The 24,548-nt window shown below is 70.3% G+C and carries 25 protein-coding genes and 1 pseudogene; 5 read left to right on the forward strand and 21 right to left on the reverse strand.

Annotation, left to right across the window (positions count from 1 at the left end):
* Positions 1–6: 6 nt before the first annotated feature.
* The 10 genes and pseudogenes from ABZU25_RS13640 to ABZU25_RS13685 all read right to left on the reverse strand — a co-directional run bounded on the left by ABZU25_RS13640 (position 7) and on the right by ABZU25_RS13685 (position 11,094).
* On the reverse strand, positions 7–1,230 hold the full coding sequence (locus tag ABZU25_RS13640; protein WP_355029635.1) for an OmpA family protein: 1,224 nt from the start codon (positions 1,228–1,230) through the stop codon (positions 7–9).
* Complete coding sequence (locus ABZU25_RS13645; RefSeq protein ID WP_355029636.1) at positions 1,227–2,087, reverse strand: hypothetical protein; 861 nt, start codon at positions 2,085–2,087, stop codon at positions 1,227–1,229. The genes ABZU25_RS13640 and ABZU25_RS13645 overlap by 4 nt, the downstream gene beginning before the upstream one ends.
* Positions 2,074–4,476: a hypothetical protein gene (locus ABZU25_RS13650; protein ID WP_355029637.1), complete on the reverse strand. Its 2,403-nt coding sequence runs from the start codon at positions 4,474–4,476 to the stop codon at positions 2,074–2,076. The genes ABZU25_RS13645 and ABZU25_RS13650 overlap by 14 nt, the downstream gene beginning before the upstream one ends.
* A 32-nt stretch (positions 4,477–4,508) precedes the next feature.
* On the reverse strand, positions 4,509–5,087 hold the full coding sequence (locus tag ABZU25_RS13655) for a toll/interleukin-1 receptor domain-containing protein (RefSeq protein ID WP_355029638.1): 579 nt from the start codon (positions 5,085–5,087) through the stop codon (positions 4,509–4,511).
* Between the two features lie 227 nt (positions 5,088–5,314).
* Positions 5,315–6,625, reverse strand: coding sequence for a helix-turn-helix transcriptional regulator (locus tag ABZU25_RS13660; protein WP_355029639.1), 1,311 nt, complete (start codon positions 6,623–6,625; stop codon positions 5,315–5,317).
* 107 nt (positions 6,626–6,732) lie between these two features.
* Complete coding sequence (locus ABZU25_RS13665; protein WP_355029640.1) at positions 6,733–7,125, reverse strand: hypothetical protein; 393 nt, start codon at positions 7,123–7,125, stop codon at positions 6,733–6,735.
* Between the two features lie 119 nt (positions 7,126–7,244).
* Entirely contained in the window at positions 7,245–8,495 is a 1,251-nt protein-coding gene (gene purD, locus ABZU25_RS13670; RefSeq protein ID WP_355029641.1) for a phosphoribosylamine--glycine ligase, read from the reverse strand.
* A gap of 183 nt (positions 8,496–8,678) precedes the next feature.
* Positions 8,679–9,242: a DUF559 domain-containing protein gene (locus ABZU25_RS13675; protein WP_355029698.1), complete on the reverse strand. Its 564-nt coding sequence runs from the start codon at positions 9,240–9,242 to the stop codon at positions 8,679–8,681.
* A gap of 228 nt (positions 9,243–9,470) precedes the next feature.
* Positions 9,471–9,686 (reverse strand): annotated as a pseudogene (locus ABZU25_RS13680) (type IV toxin-antitoxin system AbiEi family antitoxin domain-containing protein); the annotation flags it as partial.
* A gap of 118 nt (positions 9,687–9,804) precedes the next feature.
* On the reverse strand, positions 9,805–11,094 hold the full coding sequence (locus tag ABZU25_RS13685) for an adenylosuccinate synthase (RefSeq protein WP_355029642.1): 1,290 nt from the start codon (positions 11,092–11,094) through the stop codon (positions 9,805–9,807).
* A gap of 124 nt (positions 11,095–11,218) precedes the next feature.
* Between ABZU25_RS13685 and ABZU25_RS13690 the strand changes: the two genes are divergently transcribed.
* A complete protein-coding gene (locus ABZU25_RS13690) occupies positions 11,219–12,268 on the forward strand; it encodes a hypothetical protein (RefSeq protein ID WP_355029643.1) in 1,050 nt (349 codons plus the stop codon).
* A gap of 92 nt (positions 12,269–12,360) precedes the next feature.
* A complete protein-coding gene (locus ABZU25_RS13695; protein WP_355029644.1) occupies positions 12,361–14,595 on the forward strand; it encodes a chromosome partitioning protein in 2,235 nt (744 codons plus the stop codon).
* Positions 14,596–14,640: 45 nt separating this feature from the next.
* On the opposite strand, the gene ABZU25_RS13700 is transcribed toward ABZU25_RS13695, so the two are convergent.
* A complete protein-coding gene (locus ABZU25_RS13700) occupies positions 14,641–15,069 on the reverse strand; it encodes a DUF3151 domain-containing protein (RefSeq protein WP_355029645.1) in 429 nt (142 codons plus the stop codon).
* Between the two features lie 249 nt (positions 15,070–15,318).
* Between ABZU25_RS13700 and ABZU25_RS13705 the strand changes: the two genes are divergently transcribed.
* Positions 15,319–16,512: a hypothetical protein gene (locus tag ABZU25_RS13705; protein ID WP_355029646.1), complete on the forward strand. Its 1,194-nt coding sequence runs from the start codon at positions 15,319–15,321 to the stop codon at positions 16,510–16,512.
* A gap of 52 nt (positions 16,513–16,564) precedes the next feature.
* Here the strand turns inward: ABZU25_RS13705 and fbaA are convergent, their stop codons facing one another.
* Positions 16,565–17,590: a class II fructose-bisphosphate aldolase gene (gene fbaA / locus ABZU25_RS13710; RefSeq protein ID WP_355029647.1), complete on the reverse strand. Its 1,026-nt coding sequence runs from the start codon at positions 17,588–17,590 to the stop codon at positions 16,565–16,567.
* A gap of 136 nt (positions 17,591–17,726) precedes the next feature.
* Positions 17,727–18,110 carry a phage holin family protein gene (locus ABZU25_RS13715; protein ID WP_355029648.1) on the reverse strand — a complete coding sequence of 128 codons (384 nt, stop codon included), beginning with the start codon at positions 18,108–18,110 and terminating at the stop codon, positions 17,727–17,729.
* A gap of 122 nt (positions 18,111–18,232) precedes the next feature.
* Here ABZU25_RS13715 and ABZU25_RS13720 point away from each other — a divergent pair, with 122 nt between their 5' ends.
* Positions 18,233–18,445, forward strand: a complete 213-nt coding sequence (locus tag ABZU25_RS13720) for a hypothetical protein (RefSeq protein WP_355029649.1) — start codon at positions 18,233–18,235, stop codon at positions 18,443–18,445.
* A gap of 4 nt (positions 18,446–18,449) precedes the next feature.
* Here ABZU25_RS13720 and ABZU25_RS13725 read toward each other — a convergent pair whose 3' ends face one another.
* Positions 18,450–18,587: a hypothetical protein gene (locus ABZU25_RS13725; protein ID WP_355029650.1), complete on the reverse strand. Its 138-nt coding sequence runs from the start codon at positions 18,585–18,587 to the stop codon at positions 18,450–18,452.
* 86 nt (positions 18,588–18,673) lie between these two features.
* Between ABZU25_RS13725 and ABZU25_RS13730 the strand changes: the two genes are divergently transcribed.
* Positions 18,674–19,495, forward strand: a complete 822-nt coding sequence (locus ABZU25_RS13730) for a DedA family protein (RefSeq protein WP_355029651.1) — start codon at positions 18,674–18,676, stop codon at positions 19,493–19,495.
* 172 nt (positions 19,496–19,667) lie between these two features.
* On the opposite strand, the gene ABZU25_RS13735 is transcribed toward ABZU25_RS13730, so the two are convergent.
* The 7 genes from ABZU25_RS13735 to ABZU25_RS13765 all read right to left on the reverse strand — a co-directional run bounded on the left by ABZU25_RS13735 (position 19,668) and on the right by ABZU25_RS13765 (position 24,458).
* Entirely contained in the window at positions 19,668–20,045 is a 378-nt protein-coding gene (locus ABZU25_RS13735) for a metalloregulator ArsR/SmtB family transcription factor (protein WP_030332125.1), read from the reverse strand.
* Between the two features lie 57 nt (positions 20,046–20,102).
* The gene (locus tag ABZU25_RS13740; RefSeq protein ID WP_355029652.1) at positions 20,103–20,642 is read right to left on the reverse strand and encodes an orotate phosphoribosyltransferase; all 540 of its coding nucleotides are present in this window, start codon (positions 20,640–20,642) and stop codon (positions 20,103–20,105) included.
* A gap of 169 nt (positions 20,643–20,811) precedes the next feature.
* Positions 20,812–21,621 carry an SDR family oxidoreductase gene (locus tag ABZU25_RS13745; protein ID WP_355029653.1) on the reverse strand — a complete coding sequence of 270 codons (810 nt, stop codon included), beginning with the start codon at positions 21,619–21,621 and terminating at the stop codon, positions 20,812–20,814.
* Positions 21,622–21,631: 10 nt separating this feature from the next.
* Positions 21,632–22,297: a hypothetical protein gene (locus ABZU25_RS13750; protein ID WP_355029654.1), complete on the reverse strand. Its 666-nt coding sequence runs from the start codon at positions 22,295–22,297 to the stop codon at positions 21,632–21,634.
* 72 nt (positions 22,298–22,369) lie between these two features.
* Entirely contained in the window at positions 22,370–23,206 is an 837-nt protein-coding gene (locus tag ABZU25_RS13755) for a hypothetical protein (RefSeq protein ID WP_355029655.1), read from the reverse strand.
* 92 nt (positions 23,207–23,298) lie between these two features.
* Positions 23,299–23,904 (reverse strand): DUF4178 domain-containing protein, encoded by a 606-nt coding sequence (locus tag ABZU25_RS13760; RefSeq protein ID WP_355029656.1) that lies wholly within the window; start codon positions 23,902–23,904, stop codon positions 23,299–23,301.
* 173 nt (positions 23,905–24,077) lie between these two features.
* Positions 24,078–24,458: a hypothetical protein gene (locus ABZU25_RS13765; protein ID WP_355029657.1), complete on the reverse strand. Its 381-nt coding sequence runs from the start codon at positions 24,456–24,458 to the stop codon at positions 24,078–24,080.
* Between the last annotated feature and the right edge of the window lie 90 nt (positions 24,459–24,548).

Below are 24,548 nucleotides of genomic sequence, written 5' to 3' on the forward strand. Positions count from 1 at the left end.
AGTGGTTCAGCTGGCGGTGATGTCCACGCGACGTAGGCACTGCAGACCCGCGTCGGAGGTGTCGGTCGGCGCAACCGTGGTGCCGTCGAAACAGGTGGTGGTCGCCCCCAACCCCCGGGTGAGCGGCGATCTCACCCCGTCAGCCACGAGAGCGTCCGCGACCGTCCGCGCCCGGTTCTTGGACAGGGTCTCGTTGTCCATCCCGCCGACCCGCGGATCGGCGTAACCCTCGACCACCACCCGGGTGTAGGGCCTGGACCTGATCTGCACCGCGATCCGGGTCAAAATCGCAGCAGCCTCGGGGTGCAACGTCCACCCGCCCGTGTCGAAGAGTGCCCCGGGCAGCGAGAAGGCCACCGCGTCCGTACCAAACCGCACCGGCGGGTCCTGGCTGCCCTCGTCCGGCTCGGTCCGGGGGTCGGTCGTGCCGGTGTCCGGCACCGCGCCCCCATCCGGCGCACCGCTCGCACCCGCACCCTTGTGGAGCGCGGCCCACAGGTCCGTCAGCCAGCGGGTCTGCGTGGTGCTGGGCATTGGTTGGTCGGCGGCGGGATGACCGATACCGATCATGGTGACGGTAATGCCTTCCAGGTCCTTGGCGTCGAGTTCACCCTTCAGGCACTCCGCGACGATCGCGTCGATCTCCGGCTTTCCCCGAAACTTCGAGCGGGTGAGGTCGGCGCAGCCGTGCGTGGCGAGGCCGTCGGTCGCCACCACCAACTCTCGAGAAGTCGCAGCCGGGTCGGCACGCAACCAGGTTGCGGCCTGGACGACCGCCCGCAGGACGTCGGTGCCGTGCGGAGTGGGAGACGTCCGCTGTGCCTGGCCGACATCATCGACCAGGCAACCGATGGCCTCCCCCCGCTTACCCTTCCGGTTCTGCGAGTTCTTCGCCTGCTTCTCCCAATTGGTCGTCCGCGTGCTCAGACTCAGGTTGCCGGACGAGCCACTGAACGGGGAGATAACAACCGTCCGTTGATCCCCGACCGCCTTCTCGATCTCGCCGCGCAGGGCTGCCGAATAGTCTGGGGATCCCACGCCGGACGCGGACCGGGTGGACGTCGAGACGTCAACCAGAACGGCAAGTCGCCCGGCCCCTGGCTGCGGCGACTCCGCCAGCCAACCGCACTTGTCACCTTCATCGATCATCGGCCAGCAAGCGGCCAGGACCGGCAGGGCACCGAGCAGCAGCACGGCGCACAGCCCCACTCTCCACCGCACCACGGTCATCGGGCCGTTCCCGCCGGCTCCGGCTCGGCCGACTCGACAGGTTCACCGAAGTCGGCGAGGTGCCACTTGCCCAGGTCGACGCCCACCTGTCGGCAGAACGCCCGGAGCGCCTTGTCGTACGCGTTCGCGAACTCGAAAAGGCCGACGCGCTCGTGGTCGCGTACCGCCTGGGCGAGCACGCCGACAAGTTCGTCGTACCGGGACCGTCGCTCGCTGGCGAGGGCAGCGGTCACCCTCGCCAGGTCGGCATCGACAAGGCTCGCCGCGAACGGAACCAGGAACTGCCGCTCATCCTTGCCGAGGTGGCGGAACTGCTCCAGCTCCTGAAACGCGTGCAGCCACCTCTCGGTGCGTTCCCTGACAACCTCGTCACGCGCCATGCCCACCTGCTGCTCGATACGCCGCAGCTCGAGCGGCGCCTTCTGCTCCCGAAGCCGAGGATCGATCATCACGCGGACCCATGGGCGGCAGCGCAGGTCGGGGTTCGTCCTCGGCCAGCAGAATCCGGCGGCGAGCATCTCGTTGAGCAGGGTCTCCGCCCCCGCCGGATCCAGCGGGTCGAGCGACCGGGCCTGACGCCACACGGCCTGCGTCGTCCGCTGCCGCGCGATGTCCTGGTAGGCGGCCGACTCGTCCTCGATCTCGTCCAGGTCGAAGTGCCGGGACGGGCTGTCCCACCGCAACTGCACGAGGACGTGGAAGTCGTACACGTCGCCCTGCGCCGGCACCACGATCGGCGCGTCGCTCCCCGGTGGCTCGTAGATCTCACCGGGCCTGGGCTCGACCGATTCCGTACGGACGCCGCCGCCCGTGATCTTCTTCCAGATGCGGCCGAAGAAGCCGTCAGTGTTCGCCATCGGTTGCTCCCTGCATCGGGTCCGGGGTGAGGTGGTGCAGCAACGCGGCGATGAGCACCGCGTCCGGGTGACGGTTGCGCCAGAGCCGGAGGTTGAAACGGGCTCGGCTGTCGAGAGGATCGGCGAAGATCTCCATCGCCAACGCCTCGACCAGGGCACGGAGGTCGTCGTCGTGGTCGGCGGCGAGCAGCCACTTGCGCATCGGATTCCAGGCGCGACGGGAGGTCTCCGCGTTGGTGAGAGCGTTCCGCCAGAGGGTGACCAACGCCCGCTGCCAACGCCGTCGATGCTCGGCCAACTCCGGTAACGCCAGCCAGCCCCGCCGATCCATGCTGCTGGGCTGCTGGGCGAGAATCACCAGGCTCCGTACCGCGTGCTGCGGCAGGTGCTCGTTCGAGGAGGCGATCCAGGTCGCCAGCTCGTCCATGACCTGGCCGGCGGCACCATGGAGAAAGAGTTCGCTCATCGCGGCCGCTACCGAACTGCTGGCCGTCAACTCGGGTTGGCGACCCATCCGGGCCAACTCCCGGAGGGCCCTGGGCACGTCGTCCTCACCCAGCCGCATCCCGTAGACCCGGGCCGCGGTGTCCTGCAGCAGCGGATCCGGACTGCGTGTCCAGTCCTGCACCCGTTGGCGGACGCGTCGGGTGAGGTGCCCGTCGACGTACGCCATGTCCATCGCGAGCGCCGCGGAGCGCCGGTACCTCGCCTGCCACCGCGCCCAGACCACGATCAGCGAGCGGTAGACCTGCTCGAAGTCGAACCCGGCGAGGATGCCGGCGATCTGCGCGGCGCGCAGCCGGACCTGCCACGACCGGTTCCCGGCGAGCACCGTCAACCAGGTCATCAGCGGTCCGCGCAGCGTGTCGTAGTCGTGCCAGGCGACGTCGAGGATCGCGGTGATCAGCGTGTCATCGGTCAGCTCGGCGCAACGAGGGCCGGCCCGCTGACTGTCGTCACGTGCCGACGCCACCATCGACGGGTGGATCAGGTTGTCCACGTTCCCGTCGAAGATGAGCCGGTCCGGTGGGGTTTCCCGGGTCTCGTAGAGCGGCATGATCTGTTGGCTGAGCAGTTCGCCGGCGAGAAAGACGTTGGACAGCGGATGACCGGCAAAGACCGCGTACGCGATCCGAAACGCCTGGCGGTGCGGGGCCGGCTGCGTCTCGTCGGTGTCCTGGGTGGCGGCCAGGATCTTCTTGGCGAGCTTGCGGGACTGGTTGTCCCACTCGGTAAGCGCCTGCTCCAGATCGCCGACCGCGTCACCGTCCGGGACCTCGTCGAGGTAGCCCTCCAGGAACTCAGCGAGCCGTACGACGTAGAAGACCGAGGTGGCCAGTCGGATCCGGCGGGCCACCGCGGCGTGCTGGGCGACAGCCGCGAAACGGACCGGATCAGGTGGCGTCGACCCCTCCGTCTGCCCGGCGAGCCTGCCCACGCCTGCTCTTGTCCGGAGATGGCGCTCCAGTACCTGCTGGTAGTCGGCATGGCCGTGCGCGAACGTGGCCTCGGCCATCGCGCTGTCTTCGTCGTCCAGGATGACGATGAAGGCGCCTGCGTCCCGAGCCTGCCGTCGCAGGGCGTCGACCGCTCCGTCCCGCATCGTGCGGCCACCCCGGTCGATGATGAGGCCGTCGCCGGCCTCCATCACGCAGTCCTCGGCCAGCACCGAGAAGATCAGGTCGTCGTCGACCTCGACGGTGCCAATCCGATCCGGCAGGCAGCCGACCTCGTAGAGAAGATTGACAGCGGTGGTCCGGCGGCCACTGCCGACGTCGCCGCAGAGTCGCTCCAGATGCCGGGCCTCGAGGGTGTCCTTCATCTTGCTGAAGTTCGGCACCGGTACGTAGGTGTCTACCTGCGCGGCGACGTACTGGGCGCCGAAGAAGCCATACTGGACCGTGAACTTCCGGCCACCATGGGAGACGTGGTAGACCCGCTGGTCGTAGTAGAAGGCGCGGGCATCAGCCCCGGAAGCCGCCGCGCCGCGGCCCGCCCGGCTCTGGTTCTGCTGGAACCGCTCGCGCTGCTTCTGCTCGTCGGGGTCATAGTCGGCACGATCGCCGTCGTCCGCGGCACCCGGCGCGCTCGGTTTCTTGCCCTCGGTCGACTCGGCGTCGAAGCCTCCCCGGGCCTTCTCCGCCACCTGCTCGTCCGCGCGCCGACCGGGCTCAGCGTCCTTGGAACGCCCGGCCTGGGCATCAGGACGGTCGTCGTCACGGGAGGCGCGCGGGGCAGGCCCGGACTGCGGTTCGGGAAGGCGGGGGGCGGGTATGCGCGGACCCTCGGTCGCGCTCGACGGGTCGAGTTGTGCGGTCGGCTGCTCAGTGGTGGTGCCTGCCTCGTCGCCGCTGCCGGCCGACCCGGAGGGCTCAGGACTGTCGTTCACTCGTCCTCCCAGAGGATGGGGTGATCGCCTGCCTAGCGGCGAGAGCCATGGTGGTTGTAGGTGGCCGTGGCACCGTCACCGGCGGCGGCGGCGCCCTGGGGGGCGTGCGCAGTGTTCGTCGTGCCTCCTCCCGGGCTCGACGGTTCGCGGAGTGGGATGTGCTCGCGGAGGATCCTGACGATCTCGGCGAGGTCGATGTCCGCCTCGCGCGACCGCAGGTGCCGGTACTGGAAGACCGGCAGCTTGACGATGTCCGGAGGAAGCTGCGCGGCCGGTGGCATCGACGCACCGTCCAGCAACACGGGCAGCACTGCCTTCTTCCACTTGATCGACTTCCGGATCTCGTATCGCACGTAGTCGTCCCGGTTGTCGATCCGCCGATTCCCGTCGTCATCCCTGATGTCGAGCCACTCCTTGCCCAGGACGACGATCAGCACGGTGCTCTCCTGAAGGCGACGCTTCAGCTCGGGCGCAAACAGCTGTCCCGGCGGCAGCCCGGTGGAATCGAGGAAAACCTTCTGCTCACCGAACTCGCCGCGCAGTCGTTCATGGAGCAACGCGGCCATGCCCTGTCCGTCGCCGGTTCGGTAATTGATGAATACGCCAGTCATTCAGTCCACCTTTCGGCTGCAGATCGCGAGGTGTCTTGCGCGACGCATGCGGTGCCACTGTCGCCAGGAGGCAACGCCTGAAGGGAAATGGGAGGCAGGCACAGCTCTTCACCCAAGCGGATGTCGTCGATGGAATTCAGAGTCGCATCGAGCACCAAGAGAAGGCAATGGTGTTTTCCTCACCCGTTTGGTTGGACAACGGGACACCAAGGACCACGCCGGGTGGATCAGTTTCCCCCGGATTGCAGAACAAGGGTCAGGCCCTGGTTCACCCGGCGGACCTCTGGAGCGTCGCGCCAGCGGCCCAGAGTCCTCTTCAACAGGCGCAGGTCGACCCGGACAGTTGCCGAATCGACCAGATGGGCCGCAGCGATGGTCCGGTCGGCCACCGCACAGGCGTGATCCAGCTGTCGCACGCTGGCCAACGCCAACGCCAGTCGAGCGCCATACCGAGCCCGCACCCGGAACGCCTCCGACGGAACCGCCTCGAACTCGGGGATGAGCGTCTCGGCAGCCTTGGCCGGCTTACCCAGGTCGAGCAGGCACCAGCCTCGAACGAACGGCAGGGGACTCCGGACGCTGCTGGAGCCCAACGGCAACCCCCCGACAGTCTCACCCGTTATGGCGTCGACCAGTTCCTCGGCCTGGTCGAGCGCGCGCAGGCAGGCGGTCTCATCACCGGCAAGGGCGTGCCCCTGCGCGATGCGCTGCCACGCGAAGGCACGTACCCGCGTACCCGCAGCCCGGGCCAACGCCGCGTGGCCGGAGGCGAGCACACCGACCGAGTCCTGTCGGTAGAGAGCGATCTCGGCGGCACGCACCAGCGCGTACGCCGTCATGTCGGAGTCCTCGCCGGCCTCGGCGAGGTCGACCGCCAGCCTCGTCCACCAGGTCGAGGTCGAGTCGTCGCCGTTCTCCTGGGCCATCCAGCCGGCATACTCCGCGAAGCGAGCAGCCAGGAAGAACGCCTGCGCCCGGTCGGACCCGGACGCTCGCTCGCCGCGTCCCCGAAGCGCACTCGCCACTGCGGCGACCTGCGGAAACACCTCCCCCGGCGAGCTGGTCTGACCTAGCGCCCGAAGATTCACCAACTGTCGCCGGTAGGGGGCCAGGCCACCCTCGACGAACTCGATGGGCGGCCTGGCGGCGGGTGCGGGCCCGGCCGTCCAGGACATCATCGCCACGGTTCCGGAGGCGAACAACGCACGACGGCTGATCGCCTGGAACTCGCCGGAGCCGTCCGGGCGTGTGTGGATGGTCAATCCTTCGTCCCTCCGATCCAGTCCGGGCTCGTCGCCTGCCTCGGGTGCGCGGCGCGGCGAGACGAGCTGGAGCAGGGCGCCGTCGGCGGCGAGGAACGCATCGCAGAGTCGAGCCACCTCGAGGCTCGGCCGCTTGTGCCCGGACTCGAGCCTGGAGAGGTATCCCTTGGTGTAATTGATCCCTCGGGCGAGATCGCTCAGCGAGTGTTCCGACGCCAGTCGGCGCCGACGCAGCTCGATGCCGAAATTATGCGGACTGGCCGGCGGTTGTTCCATGGCTGGCACCCCGTTTCCGTCGCACATTCAGGGATGGGCGTGGACAACAGTAGCGAGGCCGCACAGCAGGAGCGAGAAGGTTCAGCCGGTCGGCGGCCAGGTTCGGCTCATCCGGCGAAAGCGAGGTAGGCACCGACGCTGAGAATTGCCAGGAAGGACGATCCATAGATCAGCGCGACCGACGGACTGCGGAGGGCGCGAGCCACATCGACAATTCGGGGACCATCAATGGTCAAAATCCAGCTGGCTGTCGCCTGACTGACAGCGTCACGGTAGAGGGCGCGGTATGCGCGTTCCAGGCAGAGGTAATAGGCGTCGAGTATCGCGAATGCGACAATGACGTAGAACGCGATGAGCACCACGACGATAGTGTCGGCCTTCGCCCCGAACCCGAGCAGCGCGGCGGTCACCGTCACGCACCAGGTCTTCACTGCCGTCGACTGCGTCGACAGCCGTGTGATCACGGACTGAACCATCTGCAGATAAGCTTCCTCAGCCACTGCGTGATTGTGCCAGTTGCCACCAGCGCGGGCCATCCAGCGTCACAGATGGATTGGCCCGTGGTCGGCCGGAAGCCCGGATCGTCACGCGGCCCGGACGAACCGGCAGGGTGCCCCGTTCAGCGGGGGATCGTGATCCGGCCGTCGAGCGCGGCGGCGGCGATGTCGGTGCGGTGCTGCGAGCCGGCCAACTCCACCCCGTCCACGAGCGCGTACGCGGCGTCCCGCGCGGCGGCCAGGTCGGAGCCGGTGGCCGTACCGCAGAGGACCCGGCCGCCAGCGGAGAGCAACGCGCCGTCACTGGCCCGGCGGGCGGTGCCCGCGTGGATGATGCCCGGTCGGTCCGCGCCGGTGATGACGTCGCCGGTTCGCGGTGCGGCCGGGTAGCCCGGGGCGGCGAGCACCACGGTGACAGCGCTGCCGTCCCGCCAGCGCAGCGGCGGATGCTCGGCCAGCGTGCCGGTGGCCGCCGCGTGCAGCAGCCCGCCCAGCGGAGTCTCCAGGAGCGCGAGCACCACCTGCGTCTCCGGGTCACCGAAGCGCGCGTTGAACTCGATCACCCGCGGACCGGCGGCGGTGATCGCGAGCCCGACGTAGAGCAGGCCGGCGAACGGAGTGCCCCGGCGGCGCATCTCGGCCAGGGTGGGGTGGACCACGTCGCGCATGACGTCGTCGACCAGGCCGGACGTGGTCCAGGCCAGCGGTGCGTACGCTCCCATGCCGCCGGTGTTCGGCCCGGTGTCGCCGTCGCCGAGCCGCTTGAAGTCCTGCGCCGGCAGCAGCGGCAACGCCGCCTCTCCGTCGGTCACCACGAAGAGGCTGACCTCCGGGCCGTCGAGGAACTCCTCGATCACGACCCGTCCACACTCGGCGGCGTGCGCCAGCGCGGCGGACCGGTCGTCGGTCACCACCACACCCTTGCCGGCGGCGAGACCGTCGTCCTTCACCACGTACGGGGCACCGAACTCGTCCAGCGCCCGAGCGGTGCTCTCCTCGTCCGTGCAGACGTACGCCCGGGCGGTCGGCACGCCGGCGGCGGTCATCACGTCCTTGGCGAACGCCTTGGAACCCTCCAGCTGAGCGGCCGCACCGGAGGGGCCGAACACGGCGATCCCCTTGGCGCGTAGCGCGTCGGCGACCCCGGCGACCAGCGGCGCCTCCGGGCCGATCACCACCAGGTCGGCGGAGGTCTCCACGGCCAACGCCGCGACCGCGGCCGGATCCGTCGGAGTCACGGTCCGCAGCTCGGCGACCGAGCCGATCCCCGGGTTGCCAGGCGCGGCAATCAGCGCCGAAACAGCCGGATCCGCAGCCAACCCGAGAGCGAGCGCATGCTCCCGCCCGCCACCACCCACCAAGAGAACCCGCACAACCCAGATCCTACTGTCCCCACCCCCACTCACCCCGCCCCCACTCACCCCCCGGCCCCCACTCCCTCACCCCGCCCCGGCCCGCCCTCGCCGGCCCGCCGTCGCCGGCCCGCCCTCGCCGGCCCGGCGTCGATCAAGAGGTTTGTGTCATCGATCGGCGCGTATCTGACGCAAACCTCTTGATCACCTGCGGTGTGCCGCTGCGATCGCCTCGCGGACGGTGTGGGGGATGTAATTGGGGTGGAGGGTGTCCTGCCAGGTGAAGCGGAGGACGGTCCAGCCCGCGTTGACCAGGCGGTTCTGCCGACGACGGTCAGCGAAGACAGCCTCCGCCGTGCCGTGTGCGTCTCGGCCGTCGGCTTCAGCGATCACCCGTGGACCACGCCAGCCCAGGTCACCGATGCCGAGCAGGTATCCGTCGTCGTCGCGGACCTGCAACTGGAGCGTGTCCGGTGGCACCCGGCCGTCCACACACCGCAGCCGGCTACGAGTCTCCAACGGCGACTGCGCCCGCCCGTCCGCCTCGGCCAGGCAGGCGCGCGCCGCGACCGCACCCCGTCGTCCCCTGATGAGCCTCGGGATCACCGCCAGTTGTGCGGGATTGATGCGGCCCTGGTTGAGCGCCGAGTCGAGGACCGAGACGGCCGGGTAACGATCGACACGAAGAAGGACGTCGGCGACGGTGCGGAGCGGAGAGGTCGCGCGCACACCAGCAACTTCGGCGACGTCGTCCAGGCCAACGGTCATCTGATGCACAGTCAGCCACGGTGCCAGAGCGCGCTGTGGCCGGGGTCGATCAATCGGCACCGAAACGTGGACCTGTGCGGTCCCGCGAAGGCCTGCGATGCCATGCAACTCCAGCGCAGTGTCCAGAACAGCGAAGCTGCCTGGCCCGAGGCTCACGACCGCAGCGCGAATCCGCGCCCGCCGTCGGGTCGACTCGCTCAGCTCCGCATCCGGCACAAAGCAGCCGCGCAGCAGCCGTTGCCACCTGCCGGACCGGTGCAACTGCCGGACCTGGTCCTTGCTCAGACCGGCCCGCAACGCCTGCCTGAAGGTGACCATGCCGTCCTGCCGGGCGGCGATATCGCGAAGAAGCTGATGCGGTCCCACACGCACACCCTGCCCGCCCCACCCGCCCCACCGCCGCCCCTGTGCATAACCCCGGCCCCCCCTGTGCACAACCCGCACCCCACCCCCCGGTGATCAAGAGGTTCGCGTCAGCCACGGGCGGAATTTTGACGCAAACCTCTTGATCAACCAGGGCTTGGTGGGTGGGGGCAGGGAGGGAGGGAGGGTGGGGTGGGGGTCAGGGGAGGAGGGGGTGGAGGACCACGTTCTCCTCGCGGCCGGGGCCTACGCCCACGACGCTCACCCTGGTGTTGCAGAGTTCCTCTACCCGAGCGATGTACCGGCGGGCGTTCTCCGGTAGGTCTTCGGCGGTTCGTGCCTTGGTGATGTCCTCCCACCAGCCGTCGAGTTCCTCGTAGACGGGCGTGGCGTGGTGGAAGTCCGTCTGGCTCATCGGCATGTCGTCGACCCGGACGCCGTTGATCTCGTAGCCGACGCAGAGCGGCACCTTGGGCAGGCCGGTGAGCACGTCCAGTTTGGTGATGACCAGGTCGGTCACGCCGTTGAGGCGGCAGGCGTACCGGGCGACGACCGCGTCGAACCAGCCACAACGACGCTCCCGCCCGGTGGTGGTGCCGTACTCCGCACCGATCTTGCGCAGGTGATCGCCGTTGGCGTCGAACAGCTCGGTCGGGAACGGTCCCGCGCCGACCCGGGTGGTGTACGCCTTGCTCACCGCGATCACCTTGTTGATCGCGGTCGGCGGGATGCCGGCACCCACGCAGGCACCACCGGCGGTCGGGTTGGACGAGGTCACGAAGGGGTACGTGCCGTGGTCCATGTCGAGCATGGTGGCCTGCGCGCCCTCCAGCAGCACCGTGTCGCCCCGGTCCAGGGCGTCCCAGAGCATTGCCCGGGTCTCCGCGATGTACGGCTTGAGCCGCTCGGCGTACGCCAGGTACTCCTCGACCGTCGCCTCAAGGTCGATCGCCTTGCGGTTGTAGACCTTGAACAGGATCTGGTTCTTCTCGCGCAGTGCGAGCTCCAGCTTCTTCCGCAGGATGCCCGGGTCGAGCAGGTCCTGCAGCCGGATGCCGATCCGAGCGACCTTGTCGCCGTACGCCGGGCCGATGCCCCGGCCGGTCGTGCCGATCCGCGACGAGCCGAGATAGCGCTCGATCACCCGGTCCAGTGCCCGGTGGTGCGGCATGATCAGGTGCGCGTCACCGGAGATCCGTAGTCGGGACACGTCGACGCCGCGCTCGGCCAGGCCGTCGATCTCGGCGAGCAGCACCTTCGGGTCGACCACCACACCGTTGCCGATGACGATCATCGCGTTCGGCGAGAGCGCGCCGGACGGCATCAGGTGCAGCGCGTACTTCTGGCCGTCAGGGGTGATCACCGTGTGGCCGGCATTGTTGCCACCGGAGTAGCGCACGACGTAGTCGACCCGCTCACCCAGCAGGTCGGTAACCTTGCCCTTGCCCTCGTCGCCCCACTGAGCGCCGATGAGCACGATCGCTGGCATCTTTTCCGCCTCCAGAAGGCTCGGGTGCCAGGTGGCGACCGGTTGGCGAGCCCGGGGTGTCAGGTTAACAAGTAGTGACGGCGTGGCCGGCAGGGGTCGCGTCGAGAGGCAGGAGGCTCCTTCCGTGTACGACGTGGTGCTGCTCACCCTCGGTTCGGAGCGGGACGCTCCCGGGGGCTGTGGCAGCGGCGGGGCCTGCTGCGGCGGTGCGACCGAGGCCGCAACCGACCCGACGACCCAGACCGACAGCGGCCAGGCTTCCCAGGCCCAGACCAGCGGCGACACCGAGCGGTGCGCCACCGAGCGGCCCCGGGTGCCGGTGCTGGCCTGCTCCGACGCGCTGATCGCCCGGGGTGCCCGGGTGGAGATGGTCACCGCCCGCTCCGACGCGGAGATCGACGCGGTGTTGGCCCGGCTCGACGGTCCCGCCCGCCCGGACGGCCTCACCTGGCCCGACCTGGACGGCAAGACCCGGCTGGTCGTCGCCACGGCGAGCGACGGGCAGTTGCGCGCCGTGCTGCGCCGACTGGTCCGGCGGTACGCGCCAGCGCCGAGCAGGCGACCGGCGGATCTGCCCGGCAACCGCACACTGCCCGACCTGCCGCCGGTGGCCGTACTCCCGCTCGATCCGGCCCGGGGCGGCACCCACCGGGACCTGGCGGCGCAGCTCGGGCTGCCGCGTGACCCGGCGGCGGTGGCCGCGGCGGTGGTGGATGGCACGGCACGGCGACTCGACCTGCTGCGCAACGACGGCGGATCGGTGACCCTGGACGGCGCGCTGCTCGGCGCCGCCGACGAGGCCGGCCAGCCGCTGCACTGGCGCGCCCGGGTGGAGGTGGACGACACCATCCTCACCAACGGTGACGAACCGCTGCTGGCCTGCGTGGTCGGCAACGCCGGCGGGTACGCGACGCTCGACGACGTGGTGCTGCTGACCGCGCCGGACCCGGCCGACGGCCAGATCGAGGTCGCGGTGGCCGTGCCGGTGCTCGTCCGCTCGGCGCTGGGCCGCAAGCGGGTACGCCTGGAGGTGCGGCGGGCCCGAGGGCGGGCCGTTTCGGTGCTGCCCCGGGAGGGGAAGGTCCCATACCTCGACGATGGTGTCGAGGGTGAGCTGACCCGGAAGCGTTCCTGGTGGATCGAGCCGGGCGCCTGGGCGGTCTGGTCGATCTGATCCTGGGCTGCGCCGAGCGGCGGCCCGGTTGCGCCGACGGCCCCGTCCGGGCGGATGGGCCTATCCTCGCAGGAGGACTGGGAGGGGCCGTAATGGACGAGAACGCCGACCGGGCGCAGGTGCACGGCCAGCAGCCGGTGCCAGAGCGGGACATCGAACCACTCTGGCCACCGGATCCGGCCGACCGCGGCACGGGTAACGCGGTGCCGCCGTGGGCGGCGGTCGCCCAACAGCGGGGTGCGCCGTCGTCGGCCGCGCCGGGGCCGGTGACGCCGCCGGTGGCCGCGCCGCCGATCAGCCGGCCGCCGGTTCCCGGGCAACCCGGGGCCCCGGCCCAACCGCCGCCTTCGCCGTCCGACTACCCGTCGCTCTCCGGTGCCGTCCCGGCGCCCGGCGGCTGGGGCGTCGGCAACTCGTCCGCCGCCGCGTCCGGCTGGGCGCCAGCACAGCCGAGTTGGCCACCGGCTGACCCGGCGGCACCAGCGGCCGGGCCGGCACCGGGGACGCCGCTGACTTCGGGCACGCCAGCGGCACCGGGCACGCCGCTCACCCGGAGCACGCCACCGGCACCGGGCACGCCGCTCACCCCGAGCACGCCAGCGGCACCGGGCACGCCAGCGGCGGCAACCGGCACCCCGGCAACCAGCGCTCCCGGGAGCAACGGCGGCCCGGCCGGCAGTGGCACCCCCGCCACCGGCGCGGCCTCGCCGATCCCCCCGGGTGGTGTCGACCTGGACCTGCCGTTCACCCTGGATCACCCCACCGCGGCCTCGACGCCCACCGACCGCCCCACCGCAGCGCGCACGCCCTCCGACCGCCCGAACGGCGTAAGCCCGGCCTCGGCAGACTCGGCACCGGCCGGACCCGCGGCAGCCGGCCCCCCAGCGACAGGGCCGGCGTCGCAGGTCGACGGCACCGGAGGGGACGGATCTGTCGGCGGGGTGGGACGACCCACCGAGTCGCCGTGGGCCTATCCGCCGCAACGCCCCGCCGGAGCGCCCGCACCGGCCCACGACGAGGCCGCCGCCGCGACGCCACCGCCTCCCGCGACGCCGGGACCGCAGCCGCCGCACTCCGGTAGCGGTCCGGCGTACCCGGGACAGTCGTTCACCCCGGTGATCCCCGGTCAGGCCGGTCCTGGGCACATCCCGCCGCCGCCAGACCTGACGCAGTTCGGCAACCTGCCGCAGCAGGCTCCCCCGCAGGCCGGGCCGGCGACCACACCGCCCGGGCCGTTTCCGCCGTCCCCGGGTTGGTACCCACCGCCGTGGCAGCAGGGCGCGCCCGGCGTCCAGCCCGGGCAGCCCTATCAGGAAGCCGAGGGGGTGACCCGGGTGCCCGCCGCCGGGTACCCGGATGCGACCGCGTACCCGGACGCGAGCTGGACGCCGGAGGAGACCGCGGTACCGACCGCCGAGGACTTCACCCGGCGCCGGCAGGTCCGGCCCGCCGACCCGGTGGCGACAATGGGTGTCCGCGCGGTGGTCAACAGGATGGGGCTGCTGCGGCTGTCTCCGGGGCGGCACGAGCAGGAACTCAAGCGGGACATCGAGATGGTGCGCCGCAACTTCGGCGGGCTGCGGCAGGTGACAGTGGTCAACCCGAAGGGCGGCGCCGGCAAGACGGTGGCCATCCTGCTGCTCGCCATGACGTTCGGCCAGAAGCGCGGTGGTTACGTACTGGCCTGGGACAACAACGAGACCCAGGGCACCCTGGGGATGCGTGCCCAGCAGGATTTCCACTCCCGCACCGTGCGGGACATGCTGCGGGATCTCGGGCAGTTCCAGGGCGCCCACGGGCGGGTCGGTGACCTGTCGCAGTACGTCCGCTCGCAGGGCGAGGGCATGTTCGACGTGCTGGCCTCGGACGAGTCGGCTACCGGCGGCGAGATGCTGACCGCGGCCGCGTTCGCCGAGATCCGTGAGGTGGTCAGCCGCTTCTACAAGCTGATCTTCGTGGACACCGGCAACAACGTCCGGGCGCAGAACTGGCAGGCCTCGATGGACGCCACCGACCAGTTGGTGGTCACCATGTCGGCCCGTAACGACTCCGCGGAGACCGCCGCCCGGATGCTCGACCACCTGGAGCAGAGCGGCCGGCAGCGGCTGGTCCGCCAGGCCGTGACGGTGGTGTCGATGCCACCGTCGCGCAAGGAGATCGACCTGCCGGCCATCCAGGAGCACTTCGCGGCCCGCACCCGGGCGGTGCTGCTGGCCCCGTACGAGCGGCTCATCGACACGGGTGAGCCGATCCGGTACGGCGGACTCTCCGCGGCCACCCGGGACGCCTGGCTGAAGATCGCCGCCGCGGTCGCCGAAGGGCTGTAAGCCAACGACGGCCGGCCCGATGTCGGGCCGGCCGTCGGATCGGGATCAGTTGCTCGCCAGCGCGTCCGCCGCTTCCGGGTCGCAGTCACGCAGGAACTGGGCGCAACGGGCCGCCTCGTCGGCCTCGCCGATCTCGTCCGCGGCTCGGGACAGCACGTAGAGGCAGCGGAGGAAGCCCCGGTTGGGCTCGTGTGACCACGGCACCGGGCCGTGCCCCTTCCACCCGCTGCGGCGCAGCTGGTCGAGGCCCCGGTGGTAGCCGGTGCGCGCGTAGGCGTACGCCGTCACCACCTGGTCCTGCGCGAACGACCGGGCGGCAAGCTCCGCCCAGGCCGGGCTGAAGGTGGGGAAGCGGGCCGCCACGCTGGCGAACGCCTCATCGGTGCCGGCCTCCTCGGCGGCAGCCAGGGCGGCGTCGGCCTCGTCGTTCGCGGGCAGGCGGGTGGCCGGTGGCTCTGGCAAAAGGTTCTGCATCGCCCCATTCAACCCGCTGGGAAGGGCGACACGCGAGCGGGTCGGCCGACGCGTTCCGCTGAACGGCTGAGGAGTTGGTCACGCCTGCGGCCTATGCCGCTGCCAAGTGTTTTCCACTACAACTAATGGTCCGGAGCCTCCCCAGGAACCGGTTACGCAGGAGCCCGGTGGCCACGGTCACCGGGCTCCTGTCGGTTGCACCCCAGGCCCGAGGTTTGGCCGCCCCCGGCGGACGGGCAGGATGGCCGGGTGCCGACCCCACCTCCCGCGGACATCCTCGAGCCGCACCTGCACGCCGACGAGATCCAGACCCGCGACGAGTTCGACAGGCAGTTGGCCACCGGCCGACTGACCGGGCTGACCGTGCAGGGCCTCCGCCTCGATCTGGCGCCGGTGCCCGACCTCACCGGCATCGAGGTCGCCGGCACGCTCTTCGTGGGATGCCGGTTCGCCTCCCGGGACGTCGGGGCCGACCTGGTCCGGCGCGGCGCGAACGTGGTGCCGCCGTTCTCGGGGCTGCCGTACCCGACCCAGCCGTCGCACCTCTACACCCCGGAGGAGTTGGCGGCCGGGTTCGCCGAGGGCGGGTTCACCGGGATGTACGACACCCGGGTGTACGACCACTACCGGGCGCACGGCGGCGCGTTGCCCGACGTCAAGGAGGCGCTGGGTCAGCGGCTGCACGACCACGGCGTGGACAATGCGCTGACCGACGCCACCCGGGTCTGGCTGGCCCGACACGGGCCGCAGTCGGTGGTGGGCATCATGGGTGGGCACGCGGTGCGGCGTGGCAGTCCGCCGTACCGGATGGCTGCCGTGCTGGGTTGGGAGCTGGCGCGGGCCGACCGGCTGGTGGTGACCGGCGGCGGTCCGGGGGTGATGGAGGCGGCGAATCTCGGCGCCTACCTGGCGGACCGGCCGGCGGCCGAGTTGACCGAGGCGATCGACCTGTTGGCCGGCGCGCCCGACTTCACCGACCACCACCGGTACACGGCCACGGCGTTGACGGTGCGGCAGCGCTACGCGGGCGTGCCCCGGCAACGTGGTGACGACCTCGCCTGGGCGCGGGCCGGTGGCCTGGCCATTCCGACCTGGCTTTACGGGCACGAGCCGGCGAACCTGTTCGCCGGGCGGATCGCCAAGTACTTCTCCAACGCGATCCGGGAGGACACCATCCTGCGGCTCGCCCGGGGCGGCATCGTCTTCGCGCCGGGGCGGGCGGGCACGGTGCAGGAGGTGTTCCAGGCGGCCACCAAGACCTACTACGGCACCGACGGCGCCAGCGGGGCGTACATCTTCCTGGACCGCGGCTACTGGACATCCGAGCTGCCGGTGGAGGCGTTGCTGCGTCCGCTGCTTGCCGCGTCGCCGTTCGGTGACCTGTCGTCGACGATCCATCTCACCGACGACGTACGCGAGGCCGTCCGCCTGCTCACCGCCTGAACGACGACGGCCGGCTCCCCGCGAGGGAAAGCCGGCCGCTGGTGGTGCGTCGTTACTTGGTCATCGTGGTGCCGGTGGAGCGCAGGTGCTCGCACGCCTCGACGACCCGGGCGGCCAGGCCGGCCTCGGCGGCCTTGCCCCAGGCGCGCGGGTCGTACAGCTTCTTGTTGCCGACCTCGCCGTCGATCTTCAGCACGCCGTCGTAGTTGCGGAGCATGTGGTCCGCGACGGGCCGGGTGAAGGCGTACTGGGTGTCGGTGTCGATGTTCATCTTCACCACGCCGTAGTCGAGAGCCTCGCGGATCTCGCTCAGCAGGGAGCCCGAGCCGCCGTGGAAGACCAGGCTGAGCGGCTTGTCCTGGCCGTACTTGGCGCCGACGGCGTCCTGGATCTGCTTGAGGATCTCCGGACGCAGCTTGACGTTGCCCGGCTTGTAGACGCCGTGCACGTTGCCGAAGGTCAGCGCCGCCATGTAGCGGCCCTTCTCGCCGAGGCCGAGCGCCTCGACCATGGCCAGGCCGTCATCGGTGGTGGTGTAGAGCTTGTCGTTGATGGCGTTCTCGACGCCGTCCTCCTCGCCACCGACCACGCCGACCTCGATCTCCAGGACGATCTTGGCCTTGGCGGCCTCGTCGAGGAGCTGGGCGGCGATCTGGAGGTTCTCGGCGACCGGCACGGCCGAGCCGTCCCACATGTGCGACTGGTACAGCGGCTCCTCGCCGCGCTTCACCCGCTCCTGCGAGATGCCCATCAGCGGACGGACGAACTTGTCCAGCTTGTCCTTCGGGCAGTGGTCGGTGTGCAGGGCGACGTTGACCGAGTACTTCTTGGCGACCTCGTGCGCGTACGCGGCGAACGCCACGGCGCCGGTGACCATGTCCTTGATCGAGGGGCCGGAAAGGTATTCGGCACCACCGGTGGAGACCTGGATGATGCCGTCGCTCTCCGCGTCGGCAAAGCCCTTGAGCGCCGCGTTCAGCGTCTGCGAGGAGGTCACGTTGATCGCGGGGTACGCGTACCGGCCAGCCTTGGCGCGGTCCAGCATCTCCGCGTAGGCCTCGGGGGAAGCGATGGGCATGTGATGCGCTCCTTACTTACCACTCTCGGCCGTGCTGGCCGCTGTTGTTCATTTGTGCGCCGGACCGCGCTGTCCTCCGCCCGGCAGTATCCCGTAGGTGAGGTGTGCCGGAACAACCGACCCGGGTGCCAGCCGTTCACCGGCGGTCCAGGTTGTCCGGCACGATGACGCTGATCAGCCAGGTGACCACTGTCATCACGATGGCTCCCCAGAACGCCGCCCAGAAACCGTCCACCTGGAACGGCAGGTCGAACCCGCGGGCGACCCGGTCGGTGAGCAGGAACAGCAACGCGTTGACCACCAGTGCGAACAGGCCCAGGGTCAGCAGGTAGAACACGCAGCCGACCACGCGGATGATCGGTTTGAGCACCGCGTTGATCACGCCGAAGATCAGCGCCACCACGATCAGGGTGAGAACGGTGTTGCCACCCGAGCGACCGTGCACGTCGACCCCGGGCACGATCAGCGTGGTTATCCACAGAGCGACAGCGGTGATCGCCAGTCGGATGAGAAAGCCCACCGCACCATCCTGGCATCGGGCCGCGTCGTCGAGGGCTGATTCCGCCTACTCCGCTTCCGGGCGCGGTGCGGGGTCAGCCCGTACGGTGGGTGGGAACCGTGCCCCGAGCCCCGGGAGGGATGATGGGTCAGCCCGATGAGGACTTCGCCCCCGGCGACCACCTCGCCCCGGACGAACGCAACCCCGAGGCGGAGCCGGCGGACGCCGTCGAGCAGGCCACCGCGGCCGGCCCCGTCGACGGCGACGATGCGCCGCAGCGCGGCCTCGAGGTGGACGACTGGGACGCGATGGAGCAGGCCCGGGTGGTCACCGGAGACGAGGACGACTACCGCTGAGCGTTCAGCGGGCGCCGTCCACCAGCTTAGGGTGACGGGCCACCCAGTCGCCGAGCCGATCCTCGCGCAGCGCGGTCAGGAACTCCGGGGCGAGCTTCGGGTCCGCCTCCAGGTAGTGGCTGGGTGCGGTCCGCTCGTTCACCAGCAGAGCTGACCGGACTCCACTACGCGGGCGGGTGGTACGCGACCGGTCCGGCGTGGCCGGGACCCTGGGCTTCGGTACCCTTTGTGGCCGTGGACACAGCTGAGAAGACCCGCGCTCTCGTGGAGAGCGTCGCCCTGAACCCGCTCGATCCCAAGGATCTGTTGCAGACCTTCGGGCTGATCGGCGTGTGGGTGATCCTCTTTGCCGAAACTGGCCTGCTGGTGGGCTTCTTCTTCCCGGGCGACTCGCTGCTGTTCCTCGCTGGCGTGGCCGCGTCCCCGGTGGCGGACGCGATCTTCGGCGACGGCACCCGGCTTTCCCTTGCCGGCCTGCTGATCGGCGGACCGATCTGCGCGATCGTCGGTGCGCAGGTGGGGCACTGGCTCGGCGCCCGGTATGGCCGGCCGATGTTCGAGCGACCGAACTCCCGGCTCTTCAAGAAGGAGTACGTGGAGAAGGCCGAGTACTACTTCCAGAAGTTTGGCCCGGCGAAGGCCGTGGTGCTGGCGCGCTTCATTCCGATCGTCCGGACGTTCCTCAACCCGGTCGCGGGCGCGCTCGGCATGCCGGCCCGGAAGTTCCTGCTTTGGAACATCGTCGGCGCGGTGCTCTGGGTGGACGGCATCCTGCTGATCGGCTACCTGCTCGCCGAGCAGATCTACGACGCCATCGGCGACAAGATCGACCGCTACATCCTGCCGGTGGTGGCCCTGATCATCCTGATCTCGGTGTTGCCGATCTTCTTCGAGTTCCTCCGCGACCGGCGTGCTCGTAGGCGCGGCGAGGCGGTCGCGGTGGTCGCGGCGGCCAGCGCGGCCGGCGCGGTGGAGGCGGCCCGCGAGGCGTTCGACCACGACCGGCACCAGCACGGCCGGCACCGCCCGGAGCACGGCCAGGACCACTGAGCCCAGGTACGACGACGACGGCCGGCCCCCTGGTGCGGGGGTCGGCCGTCGGCATGTCGGACCCGGCCTCCGGCGGTGCGGCCGGGGACGAGCAGGTGTTATCCACCGATGGCGCCACCCCTGGCTCGCCACCGGACGCCGTCCCGGCGCGGGACGGCGTGCAGTGCCTACGTCAGCGGGCCTTCTTGGTGGCCCGCTTACGCGGCGGGGTCAGCAGGTCGGCGATCGTCGCGATCGCACTCGGGACCAGGCTGTAGTACGCCCAGACACCGCGCTTCTCCCGCTGCAGCAAGCCCGCCTCGGTGAGGATACGCAGGTGATGACTGACCGTCGGCTGAGAGAGGCCGAGCGGCGCCGTCAGGTCACAGACGCACGCCTCGCCCTCTGGGGCCGACTGGATCAGGCTGAGCAGCCGCAGCCGAGCAGGATCCGCAAGGGCCTTGAGGACCCCGGCGAGACGCTCGGCATCGGCACGTTCGATCGGCTCGCCGTTAAGCGGCGAGATCTGAGGCATAGTCATTTCGGCCAACGCAGTTCCCACGTATTCCATCCTTCCACCAGCAGCATCGATCCGCCTGCATATCAGCAGATCCGAATCGGCAGTCTTTTACGCCACAAGGCCGAGGTCAGCCAACGTATAGGCCGCCCGGTAAGGCAATCCGGCGGCTCGCACCGCGTCGCCGGCGCCTCGATCAACAATAACCGCCACGCCCACGACTTCCGCCCCGGCCTCGCGAAGCGCCTCGACAGCGGTCAACACACTTCCGCCCGTCGTGGACGTATCCTCCACCGCCAACACGCGGCGGCCGGCCACCTCCGGTCCCTCGATCCGCCGTTGCAGACCGTGTGCCTTGCCCGCCTTGCGCACCACAAAGGCGTCCAGGGCACGGCCGGTCGGAGCGGCGGCGTGCAGCATCGAGAGCGCGACGGGATCCGCGCCCAAAGTGAGGCCGCCGACAGCGGCGTAATCCCAGTCGGCGGTGAGGTCGAGCAACACCCGGCCAACCAGAGGAGCGGCCTGGTGATGGAGCGTGACGCGCCGCAGATCCACGTACCAGTCTGCCTCACGCCCCGAGGAGAGCACGACCCGCCCGTGGACCACGGCCAGGTCGGTAATGAATTTACGCAGGTCGTCGTGGTCCCCCATGGCGATAGAGGTTACTGCGCAAGTCTGAACGGCGTGTGTGGGGTCCACCCTGACCAGCCCGGCGAGGGACCGATGGTTGGCGATGTTCGACTACGCTCAGCGACTGTGCTGACAGCGGCGCGCCAACGTCTCCGCATTGACCGCCGGGGGCCGGCGGGCCTGTCGAGGCTCAGCGCTCGTCGCGGCCGATCCGGCCGCGAGTGTCGCGGGCGACCGCCTGGAGCAGTCGACGCGGCGCATGCCGCATGCCGGCGACGACCACCTTGTACTTCCATGCCGGGACACTGACCATCTTGCCTTTGCCCAGGTCACGCAGGGCTTCGTCAACCACATCCTCGGCCCGCAGCCACAGCCACTCGGGCGTCTTGGACATGTTGATGCCGGCCCGCTCGTGGAACTCGGTGCGCGTGTAGCCGGGGCAGAGGGCCATCACCCGGACCCCGAACGGCCGGGCGGACAGACCAATGGACTCGCTGAAGTTGGTGACCCACGCCTTGCTGGCCGAGTACGTCGAACCGGGCATCGCCGTACCGAACCCAGCAACCGAAGAGACATTTATCACTGCCCCATTTCGGCGTTCGGTCATCGGTCGCAACGCCGCCAGGGTCAGCCGCATGACCGCGTGCACGTTGAGCCGCAACAGGCGCGCCTCGTCCTCCGCGGTGGAACGCAGGAACGGTTTGTTCAAGCTGATCCCGGCATTGTTGACCAACAGGTGCACGGGGCCGTTGTCGGCGAGTCGTCGCTCCACGATGGCGCACCCGTCGTCGGTGGACAGATCCGCCGGGATCGTCTCCATTTCGCGGCCGTGGGCGGAACCCAACTCGCCGGCCAGCTCGGCCAACCGGGCCGCGTCGCGGGCGACGAGCACCAGGTGCCAACCGTCGGCGGCCAGCCGCCGGGCGAACGCCGCGCCGATGCCGGCGGTGGCCCCGGTGATCAGGGCTCGACGCTCGGCAGTGGTGGGGTCGAGCGGCACGGGGAGGTCCTCACCTGGGCGGGTACGGGGGCGCGGGCGGCGCCGACGGCGGTTGGTGCGGGGCGGACGTGAACGCGGGCGGCACGGATGGTGGCGTCGGCGCGATCGAGCGGCGGCGACCGAACCAGGCGTTCGCCGCCGGCAGGGCCAGCAGCGCAGCTACTACAAGGTAACCGAGCCCCTGCCCGACGGAAAGCCCGGCGTTGAGCGGGATCCACCAGGACGGGTACGCGTCGCCGATCAGGCCCAGCAACTCGGCGAGAGCCTGGTCGTCGGCGCCCAGTTGCAGTGGCGCGGCCCGTTCACCGATGAGCACCGCGACGCTGCAACAGCCGCCGAACACGCCGAGCCCACAGACCACCCAGGTGGCCACCCGGACGCCGTTGCGAGCCGCCAGCAGCCCGAGGGCCAGGCCGGCGAGCACCGGCGCCGAGAGCGCCGCCACCACCGCCGACAGCACGGCGGACGCGCGGAGCAGGGTCACCACGTCGTCGATCTGCTCCGGGCTGGCCGAGGTGTCCCGGGCGGCGGAGCGGAACGCGTCGACAGTCCCGCCCAGCACCATCAGGTCGACCACTGTGTAGACGAGCGAGGCCAACGCCATCACCCACAGCACGGTTGCGGCCGACAGGACGACGGCAGGCCGGCGGGCCGATGCCGATTCGGGGTGCGACACGACGAATCCCTCCGGTAGGCGTCGGGTTGCAACCTACTCGGAGGGATCGTCGGCGTCGTGCTTACCGGGCCGTCAACTCGTCGACGGTGGGGTGGACCCGGGGCGGTCCGCGGGCGGCGTGTCGTCCGGCCGGTTCACCGGCGGCGTGTCGTCCGGCCGGTTCGCGGGCGGCGTGTCGTCCGGCCGGTTCGCGGGCGGCGGGTAGCTCGGCTCCGCACTCGACGGGTAGCTGGGCTCACCGGACGACTGCGGGTAGCCCGGCTCACCGGACGACTGCGGGTAGCCCGGCGCCTGCGGGGCACCCGGGTAGCTGGCCCCCGGGGCCGGCGGCTCCCAGGCCGCGGTGGCCTTGCGGAAGAACGGGTTCGCCTTCGGCAGCGCCAGCAGAATCAGCGCCGCGACCAGCGCGATCAGGCTGATCACATTGAGCAGCAGGCTGACCGGGGCGGCCCAGGAGGGCAGCGCCTCCTCCAACCGGCGCTGGACCTCCTCGGCGCTCGGCCCATCGCCGCCAGCGCCACCGCTGCCGGTGAAACCGCCGGCCGCATTGCTGAGCAGACCGCCGCCCACGCAGCAGACCATGATGCCGCCGACGATCCAGGTGGTGATCCGGGCGCCGTTGCGGCCCTGGTTGTTGAACAGGGCAAGCACGGCCAGCACGATCGCGAGCAGCAACAGCAGGATGCTGCTCCCGATACCGATGGCGAGGAAGACGTCGCCGACCTGTTCGGCACCGTCGACGGTGCTGCCCTCGTACGCGTCACGAAGGGCGTCGCGCGTCGCACCGATGGTGCTGAGCGTGACGATCAGGGTGAGCACCTGGCAGGCCAGGAACAGGAAGAGCAGATAGCTGGAGATCGATACAATGGATGGCCGCTGACGGGCCGGCAAGCTCTGGGAATCGACCATGATTCTCCTTCCCTCAAATCGCGCCCACACCGTATCGGCAACCGGCCACTTCGGCATGCCGTAACAAGCCGGCACGCGCACCCGGCTTCGGCTCAGCGCTCCGCGGGTTTGGGAAGGATCGTCAGGTCAGCGGGGTCGAGCAGATTACCGCGGGCCACCCGCCAACCCTCTTCGCCGTACGCCTCGAAGGAGAGCCGTGCCCCGCCGCCGGACTGGTAGTCGTGATAGCGCATCGTCCCTGCCGACGGCAGCCCGGTCTCCTCGGTGGCGGTGTAGCGCGCCTGCCCCGTCTCGGCCCAGGTGTAGCGCCGCCGGCCGAGGTCGATGGTCGGGGCACCCGGGGTCACGCTCGCGCCCGGCTCAGCCGTCCAGAGCACCAGCTCCAGTTCGGGGCCGTCCTCCACGGAGAGCCGGTAGCGGGTGCCGGTGTCGTCGTCGAGCAGGTGCTGCACCCAGCTCCAGTCCCCCTCGACGAGGCGGATGGTGCCGCTTACCGCGTACTCCCGATTGCGGATCCGCACGCGGTCGCCCAGGCCCAGGCGAAGCGGGTCGCCTCGCGGCGGCTCTGCCGGTCGGGCGTCCGACGATCGCCCGCCGGGGCGGGCCGGCACCGGCCGCCGGGCCCGCACGACGATCACGATGACGACCGCCGCGAGTACGACAAGCGCCACCACCAGGTACGTCACTGATCTGCCCACCCGACCATCTCCCCAGGGATCTCGGCGCAGACGGTAACAACCTTCGGCATCGGTGGGACCCGTACCGTGACCGACAGCTCAGCTACCGACGGCAGCCGTGGCGTCGCCTGTTGTGCACGATCGCACTGTGGACGGCCGGATGGGCGGTGGTTCTGTCAGTGTCCGCAGATGGATCAAGATGGGGCGAGCCGCCGACTGGCGTAGTCGCCGAGGGTTTCGCGGTCCAGCACACAGCCCACGAAGGTGGTGAACTCGCTCGGGTCGTCCCGCAGCGAGGTCCAGGCCGCTCGGGCCGCCGCCGGGTCGACCCGCTCCAACAGCGTGGCCGCGTACGCCCGCCCGGCGGGTGTGCCGTCGGCCAGCACCCGGTCGAGCTGCCGGCGGACCTCCTCGGGGTGGTCGTCGACGGCAGCCGAGACCCGCTCGTACGCCTCCGTCACCGGCAACAGCTGGCCAGCGAAGCCGACCCCGCCAAAGGCAAGCGTGTCCGCCGCGATCAACTCGTCAACGGCCGCACCAAGTTCCCGCTCCCACTTCTTGCCGATACCAAACATGCTCCCACCTCTTCCCCGCCCACCCCCATTCCACCCTGTTGATCAAGAGGTTTGCGTCATGGGAAGACAGCCCAGTGACGCAAACCTCTT

Origin of the sequence: Micromonospora sp. NPDC005215 (assembly GCF_040607915.1) — a bacterium.
Lineage (GTDB): Bacteria > Actinomycetota > Actinomycetes > Mycobacteriales > Micromonosporaceae > Micromonospora.

Excerpts from the sequence above, each read along its gene's own strand:
- ABZU25_RS13640 (WP_355029635.1), bottom strand. The coding sequence starts at position 1,230 with ATGACCGTGGTGCGGTGGAGAGTGGGGCTGTGCGCCGTGCTGCTGCTC.
- ABZU25_RS13645 (WP_355029636.1), bottom strand. The coding sequence starts at position 2,087 with ATGGCGAACACTGACGGCTTCTTCGGCCGCATCTGGAAGAAGATCACG.
- ABZU25_RS13655 (WP_355029638.1), bottom strand. The coding sequence starts at position 5,087 with ATGACTGGCGTATTCATCAATTACCGAACCGGCGACGGACAGGGCATG.
- ABZU25_RS13660 (WP_355029639.1), bottom strand. The coding sequence starts at position 6,625 with ATGGAACAACCGCCGGCCAGTCCGCATAATTTCGGCATCGAGCTGCGT.
- ABZU25_RS13675 (WP_355029698.1), bottom strand. The coding sequence starts at position 9,242 with ATGACCGTTGGCCTGGACGACGTCGCCGAAGTTGCTGGTGTGCGCGCG.
- ABZU25_RS13685 (WP_355029642.1), bottom strand. The coding sequence starts at position 11,094 with ATGCCAGCGATCGTGCTCATCGGCGCTCAGTGGGGCGACGAGGGCAAG.
- ABZU25_RS13695 (WP_355029644.1), top strand. The coding sequence starts at position 12,361 with ATGGACGAGAACGCCGACCGGGCGCAGGTGCACGGCCAGCAGCCGGTG.
- ABZU25_RS13700 (WP_355029645.1), bottom strand. The coding sequence starts at position 15,069 with ATGCAGAACCTTTTGCCAGAGCCACCGGCCACCCGCCTGCCCGCGAAC.
- fbaA (WP_355029647.1), bottom strand. The coding sequence starts at position 17,590 with ATGCCCATCGCTTCCCCCGAGGCCTACGCGGAGATGCTGGACCGCGCC.
- ABZU25_RS13720 (WP_355029649.1), top strand. The coding sequence starts at position 18,233 with ATGGGTCAGCCCGATGAGGACTTCGCCCCCGGCGACCACCTCGCCCCG.
- ABZU25_RS13735 (WP_030332125.1), bottom strand. The coding sequence starts at position 20,045 with ATGGAATACGTGGGAACTGCGTTGGCCGAAATGACTATGCCTCAGATC.
- ABZU25_RS13740 (WP_355029652.1), bottom strand. The coding sequence starts at position 20,642 with ATGGGGGACCACGACGACCTGCGTAAATTCATTACCGACCTGGCCGTG.
- ABZU25_RS13755 (WP_355029655.1), bottom strand. The coding sequence starts at position 23,206 with ATGGTCGATTCCCAGAGCTTGCCGGCCCGTCAGCGGCCATCCATTGTA.
- ABZU25_RS13765 (WP_355029657.1), bottom strand. The coding sequence starts at position 24,458 with ATGTTTGGTATCGGCAAGAAGTGGGAGCGGGAACTTGGTGCGGCCGTT.